Raw genomic sequence first — 25,631 nt, forward strand, 5'->3', positions numbered from 1 at the left:
TGTCTATTCTCCTATTTGTTATTTAATTTTTTCTTGTTCCGCAATGTGCTGTGCTATTTCTCTAATTGTAGAAGATTCTATTATATGGCGTAGTTTGATATTCACATGAAAAACTTCTCTAATCTTTTCAGTTAATTCAACAGCCATCAATGATTGTCCGCCTATATCAAAAAAGCTTTGATCTACAGATATATCTTCTGCTTGTAAATATTCCTTACAAATTTCAAGCAACTGCTGCTCTATTTCGTTACATGGCATCTCCTGTGTTTCACTAACTTGTTTTTCAGGTTTAGGTAAAGTATTTCTATCTATCTTTCCATTAGGTGTAAGTGGCATTTTATCTAATAAAACAAGTTGACTTGGTATCATATATGTAGGTAATTTCTTAGTTAACTGCTTCTCTACTAATTCTCCGTCTAATGACTCTTCTCCCACTACATAAGCTACTAAATACTTCTGATTGATATCATCTTCAAATGCAACTACAGCTGCCTCAAGAATACCACTACATTCTAATAAACAACTTTCTATTTCACCTGGTTCAATCCTATAACCTCTAATTTTAATTTGGAAATCTTTTCTTCCCATATATTCAATTTCACCAGTTGGCAACATACGTCCTAAATCGCCACTTCTATAAACTCTATCTTTATGTGTAATAGGATTGATTTGGAATACCTCATTGGTCTTACCCTCATTTTTCCAATAACCTTCTGAAAGGTACTTGCTACAATATACGATTTCACCCACCTCATAAACAGATACTTCCTCATCTTTTTCATTTAGTAAAAGTACCTCCATATCTTTAAATGGATAGCCTACTGGAACTGTATTTCTTGCAACATCTAACGCTTTATTTACATAGTAGAATGTTCCTACAAGTACTTCTGAAGCACCTAATAAATTTACCATTTGACACTCTGGTGCAAAGTATTTCTTTGCAAGTTCTACATCTTTATTGTAAACAGCCTCTCCTCCAAGGATAATCAATCTAATCTTTGAGAATATTTGATTTTCCTGTAGTGACTTAACGCAGTATCTAAATACTTGTGGTATAGAGTGATATACAGTTATTTCTTCTTTTAAAAGCCATTTTGTTGCATTTAATTCATTATCATCAGCTTTTAAATTATAAGGACATATACAAGCCCCATTAAGTAAAGCCGCAAAAATATCTATAACTGCTACTGCGTGGCTATATGAAGTAAATAATCCTACCTTATCCTCTTTATTCAATGTAATTTCATTGCTATACATACTTATATAATTCAGTGTATTATTATGACTATGCATAACTCCTTTAGGTTTTCCTGTTGAACCAGAGGTATAAATAATAAAGGCAATATCCTCTAATTGAGCTTTTGTTTTATTAACTACTGGTATATTTTCTAAATCCAACTCATCTATATTGATAATATGCTGTTTTCCTTTCACTGCTAACTCTCTTGCTAACTGTAGACTCACATTATTAGTAATAATTACTTGTGCTCTACTATCTTCTAACATATAAATAAGTCGACCTTGTGGATAAGAAGGATCTAATGGAACATATGTTTTACCTGCTTTTAAGACACCTAGCATACCTTCTATCATTTGTGCACCATGTTCAAATAGGATAGCTACATTAGGTACATTTATTTGTTCCATAACTTCTTTAGCTAGATATGTGCCTATTTGATCTGTTTTTCTATTAAGCATCTCATAAGTAATATCTTCATTTTTCCACCTAATTGCTACTCTATCCGGATATCTTTGTGCTATTTCCTCGAATCTCTCAATAACATTCGTGTATTTCTCTACTTCTTTAAACCTTTCAAAGTCTATCATTGGTACAATTGTATTTTTCTTTCCTTTTAATTGACTTGATAAAAAGGCTTGGAAATCTTTAATTTTCTGATTTGGATTTTTAATGGCTTCTTTGATTACTAATAAATACTGTTGCATTATATATACAATAGTTGAATGTTTAAATAAGCTTGTTCTATAATCGCACTTAATAGTTACAGTTTTATCATAATCATAAACAAAGAAAATCATATCAAAGTTCGTTAACCTTCTATTAAAGTCATACATACTAAACTTCAATTCGCCTAAGCTACTCTCAGCATTTGGTCCTAGTATTGAAACATCTTGTAAATTAAAAGCAATATCAAACAATGGATTTCTACTTGTTTCATGACTAATCTGAAGTCTATCTATTAACATTTCAAAAGGATATTCTTGATTTTCATAACCTTTTAATATACTTTCTCTTACCTCATCTAAGAATACTTTAAATGACTTATCAAACTCTGGTTTATTTCTAATAGCAATAGTATTTAAACATACCCCAACCATATTATATAAATCTTCATAATCTCTTCCTACTACTGGCATACCTAAGACAATATCTTCCTGATGTGTAATTTTTGAAAGTAATACATTAAACGTTGCTAATAAAATCATATATACTGTACAATTTTTCTCAGTTGATAGTTTACGTAGAGCTGCAGTTAATTCTTCATCTAAATTAAATGTATAAATATCCCCTTCGTAATTTTGTACAGATGGTCTCGGATAATCTGTTGGCAATTCTAATTGAGGAACACCATCTTTATATAAATCTAACCAGTAATCCTCATATTTTTTTAACTTATTACCTTCAATACATCTGTTTTGCCATTCTGAGTAATCTTTATACTGTAATTTTAATGGTTTTAAGTTATTTCCTTCATAGATTTGAAGTATTTCATTTATTAATATCTTTAATGAAACCCCATCAGCTACAATATGTGGCATATCTACTAAAAGAATATGCTCTGTATCTGTTATACTTAATAACTTGGCTCTAAATAATGGAGCTTCGTCTAGATTAAATGGTCTTATAAATTCATTGATTACTTGTTCCACTTCATCTTCTTTACACATTAGGTAATCTAAGTTGAATGTAAAATCTAAATGAATCTTTTGCATAATCTTACCATTTACATTAACAAATGATGTTCTTAAAGCTTCATGTCTATTAATAATTTGATACAATGCATCTTCTAGCTTTTTCTTTTCTAAATGTCCTTCTATTTTCGTTGCAGAAGACATATTATAAGCTGTACTTTGCATTTGACATAAGAAATACATTCTCTTTTGTGCAGCAGATAGTTCATAATATGGTTTTTCTTCTACTACTTCAATAGGTGATGCTTCATGGTATTCTACTTTGTTAGCTGTAATATATTCTGCCATCGCCTTAATAGTTGGCGTATTAAAAATCTTTTTAAATGGATAATCTATCTTAAATGTACTGTTAATTTTAGATCGTAATATCGCAACTTTTAAAGAATGTCCACCTAGTTCAAAGAAATTATCTTGTATTCCAATTTTCTTAATCTCAAAAAGCTCTTGCCAAATCTCAATAAGTTGCTTTTCAACTTCATTAGTAGGTGCTACATATTGTGTTCCAATACCTACTTCTTTACTTGGATTTGGTAATACTTTCTTATTTATTTTTCCATTAGGTAAAGTAGGCAACTTCTCTAGTTTAATAAAGTACGATGGAATCATATACTCAGGAAGCTGCATTGCTAAATAACTTTTCAACTCATCCACAGATACAGTTTCATCAGCAACATAATAAGCACATAAGTAACTTGCAATTCCGTCTTCACTTCTAGCTACTACAGTAACTTGATTAATGTGCTCGCATTTCATAAGTTGTACTTCAATCTCACTCGTTTCTACTCGATAACCTCTAATTTTTACTTGATGATCCATTCTGCCTAAATATTCTATATTTCCATCTGCTCTCCATCTACCAATATCCCCTGTAGCATATACATATTCTGAATGAATAGTTTTTTGTTTTTCATTTTCTATAAGATGTGCTACTGGATTTTTAATAAACTTCATTTGTGTAAGTTCTGAATTATCTATATATCCCTTACCTACGCTATCACCAGCTATATAAATCTCACCATATACTCCTATAGGTTGTACTTGCATATGTTCATTTAAAATATAAATTCCTGTATTTTGTATAGGCTTTCCTATAGGTGGCTGCTTTGTTACATTATCTTTATTTATAGTATAGGTCGTTACAACATGCGTTTCTGCTGGTCCATAATGATTATGTAAACATATATCCTTTGCTAATAAATACTCTTGTAAATACTCACTTAATATAAGTTGTTCACCTGCTGTAATGATATGTTTTATGGAATTTGGAATCGCCTGTACATATTCTTTATCCGTCATTAAACTCTTGATTAGGGCTGTAGGTAAAAAGACTACACTAATTGTATTGGCTGCTATAAATTCAAATAAGTAATTAATATCTCTTTTACCTTCTTCATCAATAATATATAAACTTCCTCCCTTTAATAACGTAGAGAAGACTTCTTGATAACATACATCAAAGCTACTTGTTGTAAATTGTAAAACCCTTTCTGAAAAGTCAATTTCGGAAGAATTATATTCATGACAGATTAAATTCACCATATTACGATTAGTAATCATAACACCCTTAGGTTTTCCTGTTGTTCCAGAAGTATAAATAACATATAGTAAATCCTCAGCTTTGCCTTGTGTTGTTAAATTCGTACATTCATAAGATGCTATGTCAACATCATCAATATTAATAGCATTCCTATATGAATCATTTAATTTATGTATGCTATTTTCATCTGTGAGAATTACCTTTGCACAGCTATTATCTAACATATATGCTATACGTCCCTGTGGATAATTTGGGTCTATAGGTAAGTAAGTCGCACCCGCTTTTAAAACGCCTAACAGACAACTTATCATTTCACTAGAACGTTCCATTAATAAGCCTACTATATCACCTGATTCAACTTGTAATTCTTTTAATTTTCTTGCATACTGATTACTTCTTTGATTAAGTTCGTTATAAGTTATAGCTTCTCCTTGGCAAACTATTGCAGTACACTGAGGTGTTTTAACTACCTGCTCTTCAAATAATGAGACAATTGTCTTTTCTGCTTCATATTCGCGATAAGTATTATTTAAATCAACCAGAATTGCTCTTTTCTCTTCTCTTAATAAATCAATTTCTTTAATACAAATCTCTTTATCTTCAGATATGTCCTTAATTATATTAATGAAGTGTTTACACATACGCTGAATCGTTTCTTTTTTAAATAACTTACAACTGTATTCTAAAGTTATACAAATTTCATCTTGATTTAATGTGGCATTGACTAATATATCAAATTTAGAAGTATTACTTTCTAGAAGACATGGACTTATCTTTATGCCCTCTACTGCAATAGCCTCATTTCCACCTTCATTTTGTAATGCAAACATTACATCAAATAGTGCATTTCTACTTAAATCTCTTTCTTTATCTACCTGATCCACTAAATCTTCAAATGGATAATCTTGATATTCATATGCCTTTAATGCGTTTTGTTTTACTTCACTTAAAAAGTCTTTATAAGACTTTTCAGAGTCTATTTTATTTCTCATAACCAATGTATTAACAAACATACCTATTGTCTTTTCTATACCTATAGAATTTCTTCCTGCAATAGGTGTACCTATAGCTATATCATCTTGACCACTATATTTAGCTAATAAAATATGACATATAGAAAGTAATACCATATATAAGGTTGTATCTGTTTCTTTAGCAATCTTGTTGAGATACTCTGTTAGCTGCTTATTGATTACAAAACTTACACTATCTCCCTCAAAACTTTGTTCTGCTGGCCTTGGATAATCATATGGTAAATTTAATACTGGTATATCTCCTTCGAAGACATCTAACCAATAAGCTTTTTGTTTTTCTATTTTACTTAACCATTCTTTGCTTGTCTGCCACTGTGCATAATCTTTATATTGCACTTGAATCGGTTTTAATTGTCCACCACTATATAAAATAGCCAATTCATCAATCATAAGTTTCATAGATGTACCATCTACAACAATATGATGTGTATCATAGAGTAAAATATGTTGTTTCTTATCTTGTAAGGTAACTAATTTTACTCTTAATAAAGGTGCACTCTGTAAATCAAAGTTTTTAACAAATCCTTTCATCATTTGATTTACATCCTGATCAGCTGTATCTTCCTCTTCTATCTTAAAGTCCACCTTATCATGAATCTGCTGTACTACTTCATCTCCTACTATTGTAAAAGATGTTCTTAAAGCTTCATGGCGCTCTATTAAAGTATTAAAGGCTTTATTTAACTTATCTACATCTAATTTTCCTTCTATTATTAATGCCCCACTTACATTGTAGTTGGTAACATCTTGATCCATTTCTTGTAAGATATATATTCTCCTTTGTGCTGAAGATAAAGGATAATACGCTTTCTTGCTTGCTTTTGGAATTTCATAGATATCTACACTATTTTTTTCTTGTACTTTTAGCTGATCAATTAAATCTGCTAACGCTTTTAATGTACTATGTTTAAACATATCCTCGAAGTTTAATTCAACTCCAAATTCCTTTTTAATTTTTATAAGAACTTGACTTGCTAATAATGAGTGCCCACCAAGTTCAAAAAAGTCATCTGAATCCTCTAGCGTTTCAACTTTTAATATTTCCTTCCAAAACATAGCCATTTTCTGTTTTGTTGAAAGTAAACTATCAATATACTCAGCCAACAAGCCAACTTCTGAGTAATCAAATATATCTTCAAAAGAAAGTTTAATTGATAAATGTTTTGCAATTTTATTGATAATTTGAGTTGCCTTAAGAGAAGTACCTCCTATTTCAAAGAAATTATCTTTTACAGAGAAGCTTCCTATATTTTCTAAGGCATCATGCCAATAATGTGCAATTAATAACTCTAATTCAGATGCATCTTTTTCTACAAGCAACTCTTCTACACCTTGATTTATCTTTTCATTTTGTTGACGTGGTTTATCTCTTAACCAACATCTATCCTTTTCAAATTGATAAGATGGTAACGCAATTTTTAATCCTTTATAGAAATCATGGAACTTTGCAAAATCTACTTCATACTGATTTAAATAAAGTAACTGAACTATCTTTATAAAAGGATCTATATTATTTTCTTTAACTAAATCTATAACAGTAAATTGATATTTTTCTCCCTCATATTTACGTAATACTCTTAAAATATTATTTTCATACCCTGTTCCTAAAAATACTGTTTGTGTATTTGTTACTTCTTGATTAAGGAGTTTTTCTATACGCTGTTCTAAATTATCTAATGGTTCATATTCATATTCTTCAACTAACTTAGCTGCCTCTTCTAGTGAACTTTCACCTTGTATCACATCATATATAATTTCTCCTATGCCCATACATAATAAATGCTCTGAAGTAATACCAAAGTATTCAAATAATCTATACACACTATATTGAACTGCAAAATCTAAAAAGTATTTATTCTCTAGATTTCCAACTGCTGCACATTCATCCATACTCTTCTTTACTATAGGATATTTATCTTTAAGTAAATTAACTAAATCCATTTGTATTTGGTTTTCTTGATCAGCTATTACCATAATTAATTTATCTAAAGAATGCTTCTTAGATTCATCATATCTTTTAGTACTTATGAACTCATCTAACTTTAGATTTAACTCATTAACATCATGTACTACTGCTGAAAATCTATATTTATAATGATTACGTCCTTTGTTTAGTGTATAACTTATATCATTAATATTTAATGTTGTAGATTCTTCTAATTTTTTTCTTAGAACAGATGCATTTTTAATTAAGCCATCCTGTGACTTTGAAGATAGGGTAACTAAGTATTCTTCTGTTTTATTTGATGCTATAGGCTTTCTAACAGGTGCTTCTTCTAACAATACATGACAGTTAATACCACTTTCCCCTAATGAAGTAACCCCTGCATATCTTGGCTCATCATTCTTCTTCACCCAATCCTTCAATTCTGTACTAACATATACAGATGCATTTTCAAAATCAATTAACTCACTTGGCGTTTTAAAATTAGCTGTTGGAAAAATAACTTTATTTTCTAAAGCTAACACAGCTCTTACAAGACCACATATACCTGCTGCCATTCTTGTATGCCCAATATTAGATTTAATAGTAGATACTGGTGCAATTTTCTTTTGATCTGTATGCTTTTTGAAAACTTTATTTAACCCTTCAATTTCTAATGCATCACCTAATTTTGTTCCTGAGCCATGTGCTTCTATATATCCTATACTTGCTGGATTGATATGTACTGTATCGCAAACTTTTTCAATTAACTCTGCTTGTGCAATACTGTCTACAGCTTTAATACTATCTGACTTAGCTGCATTATTATTAACCGCGGTATTTTTAATAACAGCATAAATCATATCTTGATCTTCGATTGCCTTATCCAATTTTTTTAATAATACACAACTTACAGATTCCCCATAAGACATCCCATTCGCATCATTAGAAAATGCTTTTGATTTACCATCAGGAGAATCTAGATTCATCTTATCCTCATCAGAGTATGGTAATTTTGAATACGGGAAAATATAAATATTCGCCCCACATGCTAATGCATATTCTGCATTTCCTAATAATAACTCATTACATGCATTATGAATAATAGCAAGGCTAGAAGAACATGCTGTATTAATATATTGAGCATTTCCCGTAAGATTAAACTGCCTAGCAATGACAGAAGGGAGATACGCATCTGCATTTCCACTTATCAAAGTTGGCGAAAATTTATCAGCTAGTTCATAGTAATCTGATGAAGAAGCACTAACAAATACTGCTGTATCTGATCCATCAAAATACTTACATCCATATCCCGAACTCTCAAATGTCTCATACACTACTTCAAGTAACATTCGCTGTGTGGGACTCATTGCTTCAGCCTCACCTTTTGAAATATTAAATAACTTATAATCAAACTTATCAATATCTGTGAGATATCCCCCTATATAATATTTACCATCAGGTGGTAGTGCTGTATCCTTAATTCTTTGTTTATCTATTTCTCTGATGCTATCTTTACCAACTTTCATATTTACGAATAACTCATCTAGGTTAGCTGCATCGGGAAATCTTCCTGCTATTCCTATTATTGCTATGTCTTTATTCATATATCTTATCTCCCTATTGTAATCTTCTCCTTCTTTTCATATAATGTGTTATCACACCATACATAATTAACTCTGCCCCACTCTGTAACTGAACGAACATCTGGGAAAAACCCCTTACCATTAAAGTTAGCACTTGTATTACAAAGTAATGGAATTCCACTTAACTTTTTATATGCTACTAAAAGTTCCCCAATAATTGGATTCTGTTCACGTGTAACAGTTTGTAATCGAGCTGTTCCATCAAGATGACAAATTGCTGGTACACGCTCCTTATATTCTTCTCTTATTCTATGATCAAATAACATATAAGGATCCGGTGTACCTGGAATAAATAATTTCGGTGCATCTTCTTCTAAACAAATAGGTGATACTGGTCTATAATATTCCCTTTTTTTCACTTCATTTAACAATTCTTTCATATAAGTAGGTTCTGCCGTTGCAATAATACTTCTATTTCCTAATGCTCTAGGACCCAATTCAGCACGCCCATTTAAAAATACAACTGGCTCATTTGTTTCATAAAGTAACTTCGCTAATTCCTCTATTGAACATGATTTTTCTGTCCATCCTTCACAAGCTGTATTTTTTATTACTTCTGGTCCACTGTATACATTCCAGTCTACATAGGCGTTTCCAGTTTTCTCAAATTGTAAACAACATGCCATACCAATAGCATTACCTGAATCATTAGGAAATGGAGAAACATATACCTTTTCAAAAATTCCCTTTTCTCTAATAGCTGAATTCCATTTAATATTTAAAGCACAGCCACCTGAAATACACAAATTTTTGCTCTCTCTATTGAAACGTTTAATTTTCTTCTCTAACTTTTCAATAAGCATATTTTGTAAATATACATGGAATGAGGCGAGTATATCTTCATCTCTGTACCCCTTATCATTTGTCATTTCCTTGAATATATTAGCAAATACATTCGCAAATCCCATTGGTGTTGTATAACATTCCTGATATATATTATCAAAGTACTCAAAAAGTTCTTCCTTAACTTCTCCTAATGCAATATATGCCATTACTTTTCCTGCTATAGATAAACTATCTTTTGCAAAACTTCCTTTTACTTTATATGGTCCATAATGTTGTGAAAATATTGTATAAATGTTTCCAATCATTAAGAAGATTGGTCCTAGATTTTCAATCTTTTTAGATTTAGCATCAAAATAATATAATCTAGGATACATTCCACCATCCCATACTAAAACATAAGAGCTTTCACCCTTCTTTGCAAAATCACTTGTACTATACGCACTCATAATATGTCCCGCTACATGTAAATAACTATAATAGTCACATATTGAATTATTGATCTGTAACCCCTCAAATAATCTGCCTTCTATTACATTAGCGTCTAGTTTACTTTCTTCATATAAATTGATATCAAGTTTGTATGGTACTTCATTATTAAATGCAGAAAGTCTATTACATGTTTCACCGATTTCAAGTCTCGGCTGAATCGCTAATTCATTTTGGTCATTTCCGCCCCATCCATCAATAACAAAATAGTCTACATCTTTTATTGAATATCCGTATTCAAGAAGTATTTTTTCAATAACTGCTGTATCTTTTATTTCTGTATATCTTGGATTATTGTTTAACTTTTCCATCTCGATACTAAATATCAATTTTCCATCTTCAATTAATGCAATACATCCATCATGCGTTAGCTTTAATCCACAAATTACCATAAAACTCTACTCCTCCTTCATACCACCGCATTACAAAGTAATTTTTCTTGCAGCTTTTTTCTCTGTTTTTTACTTACACTAAACTTATTATTAATTAACTGTGCTTGACTTTTTATAGTCCTATTATCAAAGAGTTCTTGAACACTAATACCATCTGTATAAATCTTATTGATTTTTGAGTGTAACTTAATTAATAAAATAGAATTTCCACCTAAATAGAAAAAGTCTTTATCAATGCTAATATTTTTTTGATTTAACACTTCTTCCCAAATACCACTAATGGCTACTTCAATCTCATTTTCTGGGCCTATAAATATATCCTTTGATTCTTGCTCCATCTTAGGTTGAGGTAATGCTTTTCTATCTATTTTTTGATTAGCTGTAAGTGGCATCTTATCAATTAATATAAAGTATGTAGGTATCATATAATTAGGTAAATCTTTAGTTAAAGCTGCTCTTAAAACCTCTATACTTACATTTTTCTTAGATACATAATAAGCACAAATTGCTTTATCCCCATCTGCTGTGTCTTTTATAATGACAGCAGCCTCTTCAACTAGTCCAGATTGAACCATCTTATATTCTATTTCACCAAGTTCTATTCGATGTCCACGTATTTTCACTTGAAAGTCTTTTCTGCCGATAAAATGAATACTACCATCTTCAAGCCACATTGCTAAATCCCCTGTTCGATAAATACGTTCATCTAAGCAGACTGGAGATTGTATAAACTTCTCTTGTGTTAATGCTTCTTTATGATAATAGCCTCTAGAAACACCTTCTCCCGAAATACATAACTCTCCTGGTACACCAATAGGAACAAGTTGATTATGATCCATTATATAAATATGCGTATTTGCTATAGGCTTTCCAATACTTATATCTTGATTTGCATATACTCTACCTGCTGTAGACCAAATAGTTGTTTCCGTTGGACCATACATATTATATACAGGCACCTCACAAATCTCATTTATACGATTTAATACCCCTTTAGTAACCGCCTCACCACCAATTAGTAATACCTTAAATTTTTTGAAAGCAGTTATAACTAAGTCATCACAACTAGATAAAATCATATTAATTCGTGATGGTGTTGTTTGCATTAGATCTATATCATTATTGATAACTAACTTGGCAAAAGCTGATGGATCCATTTGTTCAAGATGACTAGCTACTACTAATTTAAGTCCATTTAATAATGGTAAATACATCTCACAGCCAAAAATATCAAATGAAACAGTTGTTATAGAAAGAATTGTCTTAACATCTGTTAAATCAATTGCATTCATCATCCCTACTATAAAATTATTAACACTATGATGTTCTATCATTGTTCCTTTAGGTTTGCCTGTAGAACCTGATGTATAAATAAGATAAGCTATATTACTATCAGTTACCTGAACAGATGGATTTTCTGCCTGTTCATCTACGACCATTTCCTCTATAATCATGGCATGTATATCAAATGTATGTGCATACTTTTTTTGAGTTAATAACAATATGGCATTACTATCTTCTAACATATAACTTATACGTTCTTCTGGAAACTCTATATCTATAGGTAAGTAAGCTCCTCCCGCCTTTAAAACAGCTAGCAAACCAACTATCATGTCTATAGATCTTTCTATCATGACCCCAACTACACTTTCAGGACCTACGCCTTTTTCAATTAATTGTTTTGCTATACTATTCGCTCTATGATTAAGCTGCCTATAAGATAACTCTTGATTTTCAAATACTACTGCTGTTTGCTCTGGATTTTTCTCCACTTGTTCTTCAAATAGTTGTTGAAGTGTTTTCCCCTTTTGAAATGAGATTTTTGTATTATTAAATTCGTTAGTAAGTTTATGATATTCTACTTTTGATAATAAATTTAGCTCACTTACTTGTAACTGTGGAGACTCAACTATTTGTTCCAATATCCTAATAAAATGCTCATTAATTCTACTTATTATATTGGATGTATAAACATTACTATCATAGTCATATCTTAGTGAAATCTCATCTCTTAGACCTATCTCAAGCGAAAGCTCATAGTTAGATGCCTCCGAAATATAATAGTCATCAATCACCACATTACTGTCTGGTGCATTAAGTGTCTTAGGTAATGGATAACTCTCTATAATTACGATACTCTTAAATAATTCTTCATCTCTTGCTATCTGGCTTTGAGCCTTGATATCCGTTAGAGCAGTATACCCATGTTCTGTAATAAGTCTACTTGTCTCTCCCACATGTTGTAATAACTGAAGTATATTTTCATTTTCTTCTATATGTACTTTTAATGGCACTGTATTAATAAATAATCCCACCATATCTTCCATTCCACGAATCTCTGGTGTTCTACCTGATAAAGTCATTCCAAATATACAGTCTCTTGAAGCGTTATATTTCATAAGTAATATTGCCCAAGCACTATATAACAAAGTAGCCGAAGTAACTTCATATTGTTTCGTAAAGTTCGATATTTTATGAGTTAAACTTATATCTATTTCCTCATAATAGTGCTTCACTTGACTAATAGTATCACGTTTAGTTTGATTATCTCTGATACTATTAGGAACGCTTTCATCACCTAAATAATCTTTCCAAAAGTTCATGTCTTCTTGACTATTTTTTTTATATTGCCAGTCTACAAAGTTTCTAAATGAGGTTTTATTTGTGATAGCTATATCTCTTTCTTTTGTATAAGCATTATATGCTTCTAGTAACTCTTTCAAAATCACCCCACTACTCCAGCCATCAAATAATATATGATGATTGCTTAAAATCATAATGCACTGTTCTTGATTTAATTTACAAAATGTTACACGCCAAGGATGCTTTGTAATATCAATCCCTAAGCTTTGATCTTGTGCTTTAATTACTTCAATTTGATTATCTTTTTCTTCTACTGTACTTAAATCATACTCATAAAATTCTATCTCATATGTCTTAAGTACAATTTGAATTGGATCATTTAATCCTTCCCATCTATAAACTGTTCTAAGAATTTCATTATTATTTGCAACATATTGCCATGCATCCTTAAGTTTCTCAATATCAATTACACCTTTAAACGTTACAACTAATTGTTCAAAATAAAGGCTGCTAGTTACATCATTTAAATAATGAAATAATAAGCCTTGTTGTAGTGGAGTAAGAAGAACTATATCTGCCACATTACTTTTACTTAGTTTATTTCCTTGTGTATTCTTCATCTTTTAATCGTATGCTATTAACGTTAGCATACGTTCCTTTCTACATTATTTGTTTTAATCCATCCTTGAAATCAAACGTATTTTCCCATTTATACCGTCTAACTCCACAATATCACCATCTTTTAAAAGTGTTGTTGCATCTTTGGCATCATACATTGCCAATACGCCCATTTCCCGAGCAATAATCCCCATATGATCATAAGGCGAACCCATTTCAAAAATAATTCCTTTAATAGAACTTATTATTTTAATAATGCCCTCATAGTGACAATGTGGTAAAAGTAAAATATACTCTTCTTCAAGTACCTCTTGCATACCGCTTACAATTTTTCCTGTAATTACTTTATTAAGTCCAGATATTGCTTGGATAACTGTTGTTTCATTACTTTTTCTTAATACTGTTTCTTCAGTAACTTCCTCTTTTCCTAATTGAATTAGAGGATACATTTTTCTTTGTTTTCTATAAATCACTTTTCTTTCATGAACAACTTCCTTCATATCTCTTGATTTAATAAGTAAGTTCTTAACTTCTTCCAACCTTAAATAATAAATATCTTTCTTATCTTTAATTACATTTTCTTGTACTAATATATTTGCTGCTTCCTCTAATGCAAGATATAAATAACTTCTATACATTCTTTCCATAAAGTGATTATGATTATCATTTGTTAAAAATGCAGCTTCAGCTACTTTTAATTTTTCTCTAAACCAAGTCACTTCTTGCTCAGTAAGTTGACTCTCTATTTCCTTTTTTAAGCATTCCTTATTTTGTTTAGTCTTCAAGATAGAGTTTTCAAAAACATTAAAATCTAACTTTAACATCTCTCTAATACTTTGAATAACACGTTCAGGTGCTTTATATAAAATAGGATAAATAACTGCATCCATACCTGCATCACACATGCCATACTCAAATAAATAGTTTTTAATGACTGTTAAAAGTAATTTAGCTTCACTTAACTCTTCCTTAATTTTATTAAGTCTTCCATATAATAGATAATTACTACTACAGTTTTTAAACATATCTGCAAGTACTGGACTAGCTTTTACAAGCTTGGCCATTTCAAAAAGATATTTTCTTTCTTTTTGTAATAAACTTTCTCCATAAATGAGATCATAGTAATTTTCTACATCTAATTGTGAAAATTTACTTACTAATTCTTCATAAAATGTATCTACGTAAAAACTGCCATGCGTTGCAAGCCAATGATGTTCCCAACTATATTCTAAATAATCTACTGCTAAATTTAGATATTGTGCAACTTCATGTTTACATAATGCTTTATCTCTATACTTTTCAAGCTGAGTGAGCCTTTTTCTTAATTCAGGTAAAACTACTTCATCAAATACATTTTTATTACACTCACCAAAGCTTTTTATATACTCTTCAAAGGCTAATCTTTTTTCTTTGGCATGCTCTAATACTTTAGTTCTCACATAGGAAAAACCATTAATTATTTTATGTTCAACATATGTATGGAGTCTAAATACTGTACTTTCAGCTCCCTTTGCTACTTGGTCTGATTCAATACTTATAATATCTTGCATAAAAGGTAATAAAGGTTCTTGAAATTCTCCTAATTTCCAACCTGATTCACTCTCTATTTCACTTTTATATTCTACTGGAAAGTCTTTTGTCTTAAATGTTGTAATACTTCTAGCCTGAAGTATACATACTTTACCATTTAGAAGTGTCCATTCTATATCTTGATAGTCTTGTTTAATTTTCTCTATTTGCATTACTACCTTTACCAATTGACTTAACGCTTCAGGTGAAAGCACATGATTTTCTAAGCCACATAAAACTGATTGAGTTCTTTTATTAATTTTATAAAGTGCAGAAGCATATTCACCACCTACAAAATTAGCACATTCACCTTCTGTAGCACTAATACAAATAACTTCCTCATTCATTTCAACTGTATCTGCTGTAAACGCCACACCAGAAACCTGTCCTGGTAAATACTCTTGAAATACAATTGCCATTTTGAGTAATTCAAAATTGTACTCATTCTTAAGCATAAAATCTATTACATGATCGCTGAATAAGGATGCATATACTTTTTTAATTGCTTCATCAATTGCTTCATATGTATCAAGATTGATATAAGATTCAAACATACCTGCCATACTATGTATTTCTCCATCTTCACATATTGCTGAAGAACGAATTACAAATTTTTTCACACCCTGACTTTGCATCTGCTGAGTGGTTTGTTCTAATTTTCTTTTCATATGAGGCGGTATACATCCATTAAGAATACGTTCTTGTAACTCTAAATTAGACGAAATATAGTATTCATACATACATTCAATTTGATTGTATTCTAAATACTTTTCAAACTCATCTATTGAGATAATATAACCTTCTGGCACAAAAATACCTTGTCTTTTTAGTTGATTTAAGCTATTTCCTTTTCCTCCTAACAATAATTCTCCTACATTACTAAATTCACCTATTTTATAAAACATTATTAAATCATATGATACTCATACTATTTGAGATCATACAGTCTCCTTTTCACTGATATTAATTAATAACGCACATAATACAATACATATTCCTGCAACAACATATGAACCTGTTAACATAAAGTCTCCTAATAAACCAAAGACCAAATATGAAAATAATACACCTAAATTACTAATCGCACCAACAACAGAAATAACTCTTCCTATAATTCCTCGTTCACAATTAATCTGTATATATGAAAAATATGTATTATCAAAGCACACAGTAAATGCCCCAAAAAAGAATGATAAGATGAAGATAATTGGATTAAAGAAAATAGATACAGGTGTAAGTAATACAATTCCACCTAATAAAATAATATATAATCTCATATATTTTAAATGCGTCATATCTTTCTTATGTATCATCATTAAAACAATACCTACACAGATTCCACCTGCTGATTCCATTGCCAACGTAATTGAATAGTAATTAACAACACAATGTAATACATTGTTTATAAATAACGGATTTAAAAATGTAAATGCTGTAAGGAATATATTAGCAATAGATGCACCTATTAATAATCTTCTAAGCCTTAGATCTTTAAAAATGTATACAAATCCTTGTTTCATATCTTCTTTTATGACACCTAGATTAAAGGTGGACTTTTTATCTTGTACAAACTCATAAGAAATAAACATTTCTGATATAGCTGAAGCAAAAAAGGAAACTCCATTTATAATAAATGCACCACCAACTCCGATAAATGGAACTGATAATATAGCTGCACCCATTAAAGGTCCAATAACTTTAATAATTCCTGAGGTAGTTGAAAAAATAGAATTTACTCTTAAAATATCATCATGGTCTACTAAAATTGGAATTAATGATCTAATCGTTGGACCAAACAAAGATTTACTTACCCCTAGAGCAAAAGAAATTAAAAGTATCATCTGCAAATTAAGATGCCCACTACAAGTCATTATTCCCATTGCTAGTGACGCCAACCCTGATAAAATATCTGATATTACGATAATATATTTCTTATTATAGCGATCTCCTATAACCCCACCTAATAAACTCATAAATACTGCTGGAAAAAGTGTTGCTACCATTACATATCCTGTATACTTGGAGCTACCATACTTTTCTACCAGCCACCATATTAATGCTACATCAAATATGGCATTACCTATTTTTGAAATGGCATTACCTAATATAATTAAAATTATATTTTTCGTAATTTTTATATGCCCTACTTTTTTATTATTATCTATCATAAATCCCATATAATAAGATTTCCTCCTGAAATACAAATTGCACCATTTACAATAGCAATTACTTTAGCCAAATAACAAAATGGTATTCCCTCCTCTGAAATTTGCACCGTAAATGTAAATACCTTCTTTTCTTTAGGTAAAAGTGAAATTTCTTGAAGTTCACTATATTGTGCACCAATATTCTTTCCCTTTTTAACAGATAAAGCTACATATCCAAAGTATTCTTCTTCACTATTGTTATGAATCCATACTTTTATTTCTTGCGTCTCACCTAATGTCATACGATAATTCTGTAATGGCTCAATATATAAACCTTGTTCTTGTATGTCCCTAGGTATAACATGTACCACGCCACACTTAGGACATATTTTCATTAACATTTCTAATGTTTCATCTATACTACACGAATAGCTTATTAAAGCAAGATCACTATTACAGGCTCTACATTTCTCATCAAGTTCTGTATAATCTTTGTAGCAGAGTGAATTTCCCATAAGTGCCTCTTCATAACTAAAACCATCCTCGTGTATCCTCTTTGCAAGCTTATTAATTATGCTCTTTTGAATTAGATTAAAATATTCTAACCATCTATCTTGCTTTTTGTAAACTTTACTATTCTCAGAAATCTTCCATAAGTAATCTTTTATTAATGTTTGAAAATTTATTGTAATCTTTTTAATATCTTTCATATAAACATCAAACTTTTCAACGCCAACCTTAAACTTCTCAAATCTTTCTAGATTACGTATAATACCTAAATTAAAAGGCTTGCCTGGTAGCACTTTGAGATGTACAACATCATCTGTTATAAGTAATTTTGAAAATAACCATATTTCGTCTCCTACATCATTGAATGCTGCATAAATAGGTAACTTCTTATCTGTCATTACTGAAATTCTAACTTTTCCTGAAAAGAACTGCTCTCTTATATCTGTTCCTGCTACCTTGATCTTGATAATCGCTGTCTCTTTAATCGATAAATCTACACTCTCAAGTTGCATCATTTCATGTATTACTGGTGCTATGGTTTCACTATTTTTAATTATTGGGTTACCTATTAATGTAAATGGTGAATCTGGTCCACCTAAAGTATCATTATATGTACGATTAATGGTATAATTAATATGACCTAATGTATAACCTGACTTCCACATTGCACTATATAAATAATTAAGTAATACACGCTCCTCTATAATAAATATGCTACCAATATAAGAAAGAATATTTGTATCTAAAAATCTAAAAGCTAAATTATATGCATCATTAAAAATACATTCTGCTGGTTTCAAAGAAAAACAGGAATTTATAAAATAATGATCATACATTAATCCCTCTGGTGAAAACACCTTTGTATTTTTAAAACACTCATATCCCTGGTAACAAGCTGGCATAATATCATTCTTATACTCATCTTTTTTAAGACAATTCGTCTTTGCACATAAGACACCATCAGATATGTACACCATACAATCTCCACCATGTGCATTTATTGTACAGATATTATACGCTTTACTATATTCTTTAAGATTGGCATAGTTACACTGATCACCATATGCATTGAGACTTTTTTCATCTTGCTCAACACCTTCGCTATTCTCTATTCTCATATAATTCAGTATATGAGCCTCTTTACTCTTACTCATTAAAGTATGATATAAAATTTGATGTGTTAATGACTCGTAGTTTCTTCCCGTTATAATCCCATAATAAAATTTCTTAGTTGCACTTTGTATTTTATTTACTTTATTAATCCATCTAAAATTAAAATAATCAGGGCTTCCAACAAAAATTAAATATTCATTAACAAATAATTGACTAAGTTCTTCCACATTATCTAACTTTACTACTGCATACCCATTCCACTTAGCAAATGCCTCTGAAATGATTTTATAGTTTTTATCAAAATAAATAACAGACACATTCTCTTTTTCTGGCCTACTGGAATAAGATTCATTTAATCCACATCCCTTTTCTAGGAATATTCCATTTAACTCCAGTTTCTCTTCTAATGGCTGCATAGATATTTTATTATCTATTAATGATAAATACCCTTGCTGTATAGATTCCTCATATGCTACTTGCTCAAAACAACTATTTATTTTAAATTTCATATCATATACTCCATTTCTACTTAGCAAGTTCTTATTTTTCCATAATCGTTTCACTAACATTTAATCCAACATGTCTCCCAGGTTCCATTAAACAACCAAACAATTTATCACCTTTTTTAAGTTCTGTAATATTTTTAGGCTTACCATCTACACCCATTACTCTTACATGCCAGTCATCTTGTAATACTACATTTATAGGTGTTTCTCCTATTCTCCCCTTTATAAGTAATAACGGTCTCTTTTCTGTTTTACTACGTCCTACAGATACTTTTCGTGCTGTTCCATTCGTACTAACACACATTAATGTTTTACCAACTTCTAATTCACTTAAATATCTACTTGTATTATCTGGTGCCATTACATAAGAATGAACTGCCCCCGCATTAACTCTAAACGGACGTAATTCCATATATGGTAAATAATGTGTTTCTGAACAAACCATAATGCCACCTGCTGATGTAGAACCAATAATCATTCCTTCATCAACCCCCATCAGAGATGTTGTATCAATACAAGTTCGATCACCCATACCAATGTATTCAATTTTATCTACGATAACTTCTTGTAAATTGATTTTTTGTGTTTCATCTGTTAATACATTTATTTTTTGCAGATTATCACTTGATAAATCTGTAATTACAACACCATCTGTTCCTCTTTCTAGAACCTGTGAAGCAATTTTAGCATCTTCGACACTGTTAACCACCTTAAATAAAGCTACATTAGCTTTATTATTTTCAATTTGTGCAATAACAAGTTCTAACGGAATATTAGTTGGATCTTTAAATTCAATAATTAATACATCATGTTTAATCCCTTCTTGCCATGCTAAGTCTAATGTTTCTCTATCAACAACTTTTACATAATAACCTGTTTTATAGCCTTTGCTTTTAATTTGTTCTAATTGTTCTTGATAAGCTGAAACAATAGTAATATCCTTGTCTAACTTATCTAACTGCTCATCTTTATCCATATAAACCATATAATTGATTCGTTTACTAATCTTAGTTTTATCTGTATCAAACGCTTTTTTACTGATTAACACAGATTGTATAGGTAAATTATTAATAATATTAGCAACCTGCTCCATTGAAATTTTTTTTCTTAAATCCAAATATATATTAGAGTTTCTCATTTTATTTGTTTAATATACATTAAGTATATTAATACGCCTCCTTTACGCCATTTTTATGTACAATGCTACAAATCTCATTTATTAATTCTTTAGGATTTTCACTTTGAAAAACATTTCTACCTATCATCACACCAGAAGCTCCTGCATCCATAACCTGATTAACCATATCCAGTAATTGACCTTCTGTACGTCTTTCTCCTCCAGCTATAAAAACTGGAATATTCTCAGCTTCAAAATACTCTTTCATTTTTTCAATTTCTGTATGATAAGCGATCTTAACGCCATCAGCACCAAGTTCTTTGCATAATCGCACACAATGTTTTAAGTGTTCTAATTCCTCTTCAACATTTTTTCCTTGTTGCATAACATAAACCATTACAATAAGTGGCATATGCCATTCATTACAAGCTTCTGAAACTCTTCCTAAATCAGCAAGCATCTTATCATCATGCTCACAACCTAAATTAATTTGCATGGATACACCATCTGCTCCTAATTTAATAGCTTCTTCTACACTACTGACTAATCTTTTATAATTCCTATTTTCACTAAAACCAATACTGGCAGACAAATGTAAAATAAGACCTATTCTTCTTGGTATCATATTGGATATTTGACTAAACATACCTTTATGTAAAATTATTGCATCTAGATTTGACTGTGCTACTTCATTTATCAATTCCTTAATATTTTCAATACCTTTTAATGGCCCATATGTCACACCATGATCTAATGGCAAAATTACACTCTTGCCATCTCGGAAATCATAAATTCTTCTCAACCTTGTATCTTTACACGTCATATCCACCGCCCCATCACTTGTTTTTATTTTACCTTTTAAATTAAAGTCCCTATACTAGACTTTGATATATTATATCATGATTTTTTTAATTCTAAATATTTATTTATATTTTTATAAATAATTTTAATGAAATTATTTATATTTTGTATTATTAATTTCATTAAAATTATTTGTAAAATTAGTTATTATTCTTTTTATGTTTACTCGACAAGACATAAATCCTATTATTATTAAAATCAATTTAATTTATCTATATACAATAATTAGTTGTTTTTTTGTTAAATGGATATAAATCCAAGAATAAAATGCGGTTTTCTCATAAATTTTTACTAATTTTTAATTATCCCATTTTCAACTATAGACATAATAAACAAAATAAAGTAACTTTTATGTTTTTATACCTTTCTTCATATTTAATAGCACTTATTCCAAATGCATTAAAAAACCTATAATTTTTGATATTATATATATTTATTTTATTCTATCGATTTGCTTTCTTCTAAGGCTAGTTAATCTGTCATGATACTTTTACTTTTTGAGTTTGAACAGGCTTATAAATAAAAAAGTAGCTAAAGTTTTACTACTAATAGTAATAACTTTAACTACTTTTTTAGCCTTATGCTATCAATTACATTTCAACTACAATTTCATTTTCTGCATTTAATTTGCTTGCAAGTATATAGTTACTTTCTAGTTTTTCACCATTTAAGTAGCAAGCTTTTACGCCACCTTGTGCACCATTTGGATTTTTAACTGTGATATTAAGATTTTTACCACGGAATACTTTTTCCATTGTGAATTCATTCCATGTACTTGGAATAGCTGGCTCAATTTTGATACCATCAAGGTCAGGACGAAGTCCTAAGATACCTTCTACACATCCTACCATTACTGTAGAAGCTGTACCTGTAAGCCAGTGAACGTGTGAACGTCCTTCAAATGGACTTTCAACACTTTCTGTAAATTGACCATGAACGTATGGTTCAAGAACACGAACATCTGCATTGTCATTTTGAGCTGCTGGTGCACTTTCCATGAAGTATTCAAATGCACGATTACCATGTCCCATTAATGATTCAGCCAAGATAATCCATCCTTGTGGTTGTGAGAAGATACCACCATTTTCTTTTGTTGAACCATTGAAAAGAAGTGCTAATGCGCCATCAAATGCATGATTTTTGAAAGATGGTGCCATAACACGTGCACCATATGCTGTATTAAGTTCTCTATAAACTGATTCAAGCGCTTTTTCAGCTTGATCCTTAGTAGCAAGTCCACTAATAACTGCCCAAGATTGTGGGTTAAGCCACATACTTGCTTCTGGATTTTTCTTAGAACCAATTACTTCACCGTCTTCTTTGAATCCACGGATGAAACGGTCATCTTCCCAGCAGTTATTTTGAATTGTATCGCCAAGTACTTTTTGTACTTCATCTAAGTAAGCGATATATTCTGTATCATTTAAGTCTTTTGCGAAGTCGCGAAGTACGCTCATTGCATAGTAAAGTTGGAAAGCTACGAATGAAGACTCACCTTTTTTACCAAGTCTTAAGCAGTCATTCCAGTCAGCATGTAAACCTGCTGGCATGTGGTGAGCACCAAGTCTTTCCATAGAGAAGTTAATAGCTCTCTTAAGGTGATCGTATACTGTTCCTTCTTCTTCATTTGCATAAGGAATTACTTCATTGATGAATTCTTTATCTCCTGATTCCCCAATGTATTTTAAGATTGTTGGGAATAACCATAATGCATCATCAGCACGGTATGCTGGATGTCCTGTTGCTTGAACGTAAGACATATCATCTGGTGTATCTTCGTGACCAGCGTTGTGATTGAATTTAACAAGCGGAAGTCCTCCACCATTGTTAACTTGTGCTGATAACATGAAGATAATTTTTTCTTTAGCCATAGCTGGATCAAGGTGAATGATTCCTTGGATATCTTGAACAGTATCACGATATCCATAACCATTTCTAAGACCACAATAAATGAATGATGCAGCACGTGACCAAATAAATGTAATAAAGCATTGATATGCATTCCATGTATTGACCATGTTATTAAATTCGCTACTTGGTGTTTTTACAATAAGATTGCTAAGTTTACCATGCCAGTAACCTTTAAGTTCTTCTAATTCGTTTGCTACTGTCTTTACATTCTCGTAGCTTGCTAAGATTTCGTTAGCTTCTGCATCATCTTTTTGGCCAAGTACAAAAGTAATTTCTTTTGTTTCACCTGGTGCTAAAGTAATTTTTGTTTGAAGCGCACCACAACCATTGCTATTGTAGTTTAATGTATTATCACATTCACCTTTTTCTACTGCAATTGGGTTACCATAGCTACGGTAACGACCAATAAAGCTTGATTTATCTCCATTATAAGATACAACTGGTGCACCAACGAGTCCTAAGAAACGTTCATTGTGGTTGCTACCATTGCAATCTTTATGACAGTTTTCATTAATTGTTTGAAGGATTTTATTTCCTTTGAAATATGTACGTGTAATAAATAATGTATATTGTAAATTAACTTGGTCATTTTCGTAATTGTTTTCATTAGTGAATTCAGCATAACCAAATACAGAAAGATTTCTAGGTTTGTCACCTGTATTAGTTACTTTAAGATGCCAAACTTCATATGTTTTATTAAGTGGTACATAGTATAAAACTTCTGAATGAATATCTGTATAATCAGCTTTAATATTTGTGTAAGCTGTACCATGGTGACATTCACTTTTGTATTCATCAAGCTTTTACCTACTGGTTGCCAAGATGCTGACCAATAATCACTTGTTTCATCATCTCTTAAATAAATGTAACGTCCTGGTTTATCTTCTTGATTGAAGATATAACGTAAGATACGACCTTTTGCTCCACTCTTAACAAAACTATATCCACCTGCATTATGAGATACAATTGCGCCGTATTCAGGAGATCCTAAATAGTTAGCCCAAGGTGCTGGTGTATTTGGATTAGTAATAACATACTCTCTGTTTTTTTCATCAAAGAAACCGTAATTCATACTTAACCTCCGTTAGTTTATTGACCTATAATTATATAATAGTATAAAAAATAAGTATCTTATTTTTCTTTATTTTATTATTAATTCTAACATATAGCAAGGACTTTAAGTTAGAATTTTTAATTTTAGTCAATAAATTACTTAAAAGCAATTAATTATTATAATAAATTTACACAATTTTTATTAAACTCTTTCAAAAAAAGCTGTAGTACCATTGTAAAATGTGCCCTATAGAGTAGACATTAATAAAAAGTATACCCTATAGGGTATTTTGGTGTATAATAATTAAACATCAATCATTAAGCACGAAGACACATAAATGAGTAATAAGATTTTTACAGCTACTGAAATTGAAATACTATCAATGAATCCGCATGTAAAGAAAGTTAGTTCAAAAGGAATAACTTATACCGATGAATTTAAAAGGATTTTTTATTAGTGAAAATAAAAATGTAACAGATTATTTGAGATTAGAACTGGCTACAGATACAATTCATACTCTAAAAAAGAGTGCAGTTCAACTACATAAAGATGTATTTATTCACTCAGATTAAGGAACTCACTATACAAGCCCTAAGTATCAACAACTTGTAAAAGCATGCAATATGAAACAATCTATGTCACGACAAGGAAATTGCTGAGATAATGCTTCTACACGGATTATTCTTTAGACATTTAAAAGATGAAATAACTTTAAAGGAATGTAAAAATATAGATAAAGTAAAAGAAGAAGTAGATGAGCATATCAAATATTATAATGAGTATAGATGCCAATGGAACTTAAAAAAGATGACTCCTGTAGAATACAGAAATCATCTTTTTAGTATTATCTAGCTTTTTTTAATGTCCTTTACAAAGGGTACATTTTATTGTACTACAGCTTTTTTC

General features: G+C 30.5%; 10 protein-coding genes and 1 pseudogene. 1 reads left to right on the forward strand and 10 read right to left on the reverse strand.

What is annotated here, in order from left to right; genetic code table 11:
• Positions 1–18: 18 nt before the first annotated feature.
• The 10 genes and pseudogenes from JCM14822_RS07975 to JCM14822_RS24925 form a co-directional block, all read right to left on the reverse strand.
• Positions 19–9,033 (reverse strand): non-ribosomal peptide synthetase, encoded by a 9,015-nt coding sequence (locus JCM14822_RS07975; RefSeq protein WP_054741285.1) that lies wholly within the window; start codon positions 9,031–9,033, stop codon positions 19–21.
• A gap of 5 nt (positions 9,034–9,038) precedes the next feature.
• Positions 9,039–10,736 carry a carbamoyltransferase N-terminal domain-containing protein gene (locus tag JCM14822_RS07980; protein WP_054741287.1) on the reverse strand — a complete coding sequence of 566 codons (1,698 nt, stop codon included), beginning with the start codon at positions 10,734–10,736 and terminating at the stop codon, positions 9,039–9,041.
• A 17-nt stretch (positions 10,737–10,753) separates the two neighbouring features.
• On the reverse strand, positions 10,754–13,939 hold the full coding sequence (locus JCM14822_RS07985; RefSeq protein WP_054741289.1) for a non-ribosomal peptide synthetase: 3,186 nt from the start codon (positions 13,937–13,939) through the stop codon (positions 10,754–10,756).
• Between the two features lie 54 nt (positions 13,940–13,993).
• Positions 13,994–16,369, reverse strand: coding sequence for a PEP/pyruvate-binding domain-containing protein (locus JCM14822_RS07990; RefSeq protein ID WP_172674791.1), 2,376 nt, complete (start codon positions 16,367–16,369; stop codon positions 13,994–13,996).
• A 75-nt stretch (positions 16,370–16,444) separates the two neighbouring features.
• Positions 16,445–17,683: an MFS transporter gene (locus JCM14822_RS07995; RefSeq protein WP_054741293.1), complete on the reverse strand. Its 1,239-nt coding sequence runs from the start codon at positions 17,681–17,683 to the stop codon at positions 16,445–16,447.
• Complete coding sequence (locus tag JCM14822_RS08000; protein WP_157047681.1) at positions 17,671–19,785, reverse strand: hypothetical protein; 2,115 nt, start codon at positions 19,783–19,785, stop codon at positions 17,671–17,673. Before JCM14822_RS08000 ends, JCM14822_RS07995 begins: the two co-directional genes overlap by 13 nt.
• Positions 19,786–19,816: 31 nt before the next feature.
• Entirely contained in the window at positions 19,817–20,875 is a 1,059-nt protein-coding gene (locus JCM14822_RS08005) for a 3-dehydroquinate synthase II (RefSeq protein WP_054741297.1), read from the reverse strand.
• Between the two features lie 73 nt (positions 20,876–20,948).
• Positions 20,949–21,722, reverse strand: a complete 774-nt coding sequence (locus JCM14822_RS08010) for a 2-amino-3,7-dideoxy-D-threo-hept-6-ulosonate synthase (protein WP_054741299.1) — start codon at positions 21,720–21,722, stop codon at positions 20,949–20,951.
• A gap of 628 nt (positions 21,723–22,350) precedes the next feature.
• Positions 22,351–23,778: a GH36-type glycosyl hydrolase domain-containing protein gene (locus JCM14822_RS24920; RefSeq protein WP_408606189.1), complete on the reverse strand. Its 1,428-nt coding sequence runs from the start codon at positions 23,776–23,778 to the stop codon at positions 22,351–22,353.
• A gap of 207 nt (positions 23,779–23,985) precedes the next feature.
• Positions 23,986–24,743 (reverse strand): annotated as a pseudogene (locus JCM14822_RS24925) (GH36-type glycosyl hydrolase domain-containing protein); the annotation flags it as partial.
• A gap of 645 nt (positions 24,744–25,388) precedes the next feature.
• On the opposite strand from JCM14822_RS24925, the gene JCM14822_RS08020 reads away from it, so the two are divergent.
• The gene (locus JCM14822_RS08020) at positions 25,389–25,577 is read left to right on the forward strand and encodes an IS3 family transposase (RefSeq protein ID WP_054741301.1); all 189 of its coding nucleotides are present in this window, start codon (positions 25,389–25,391) and stop codon (positions 25,575–25,577) included.
• Positions 25,578–25,631: the final 54 nt, after the last annotated feature.

It is taken from the genome of Cellulosilyticum ruminicola JCM 14822 (genome assembly GCF_001311925.1).
In the GTDB taxonomy this organism is placed as follows: domain Bacteria; phylum Bacillota; class Clostridia; order Lachnospirales; family Cellulosilyticaceae; genus Cellulosilyticum; species Cellulosilyticum ruminicola.

Bases quoted from the DNA above. Each gene is read 5' to 3' on its own strand.
- JCM14822_RS07975 (WP_054741285.1), bottom strand. From the start codon at position 9,033: ATGAATAAAGACATAGCAATAATAGGAATAGCAGGAAGATTTCCCGAT.
- JCM14822_RS07980 (WP_054741287.1), bottom strand. From the start codon at position 10,736: ATGGTAATTTGTGGATTAAAGCTAACGCATGATGGATGTATTGCATTA.
- JCM14822_RS07985 (WP_054741289.1), bottom strand. From the start codon at position 13,939: ATGAAGAATACACAAGGAAATAAACTAAGTAAAAGTAATGTGGCAGAT.
- JCM14822_RS07995 (WP_054741293.1), bottom strand. From the start codon at position 17,683: ATGGGATTTATGATAGATAATAATAAAAAAGTAGGGCATATAAAAATT.
- JCM14822_RS08000 (WP_157047681.1), bottom strand. From the start codon at position 19,785: ATGAAATTTAAAATAAATAGTTGTTTTGAGCAAGTAGCATATGAGGAA.
- JCM14822_RS08005 (WP_054741297.1), bottom strand. From the start codon at position 20,875: ATGGAGCAGGTTGCTAATATTATTAATAATTTACCTATACAATCTGTG.
- JCM14822_RS08010 (WP_054741299.1), bottom strand. From the start codon at position 21,722: ATGACGTGTAAAGATACAAGGTTGAGAAGAATTTATGATTTCCGAGAT.
- JCM14822_RS24920 (WP_408606189.1), bottom strand. From the start codon at position 23,778: ATGGTCAATACATGGAATGCATATCAATGCTTTATTACATTTATTTGG.
- JCM14822_RS08020 (WP_054741301.1), top strand. From the start codon at position 25,389: ATGCTTCTACACGGATTATTCTTTAGACATTTAAAAGATGAAATAACT.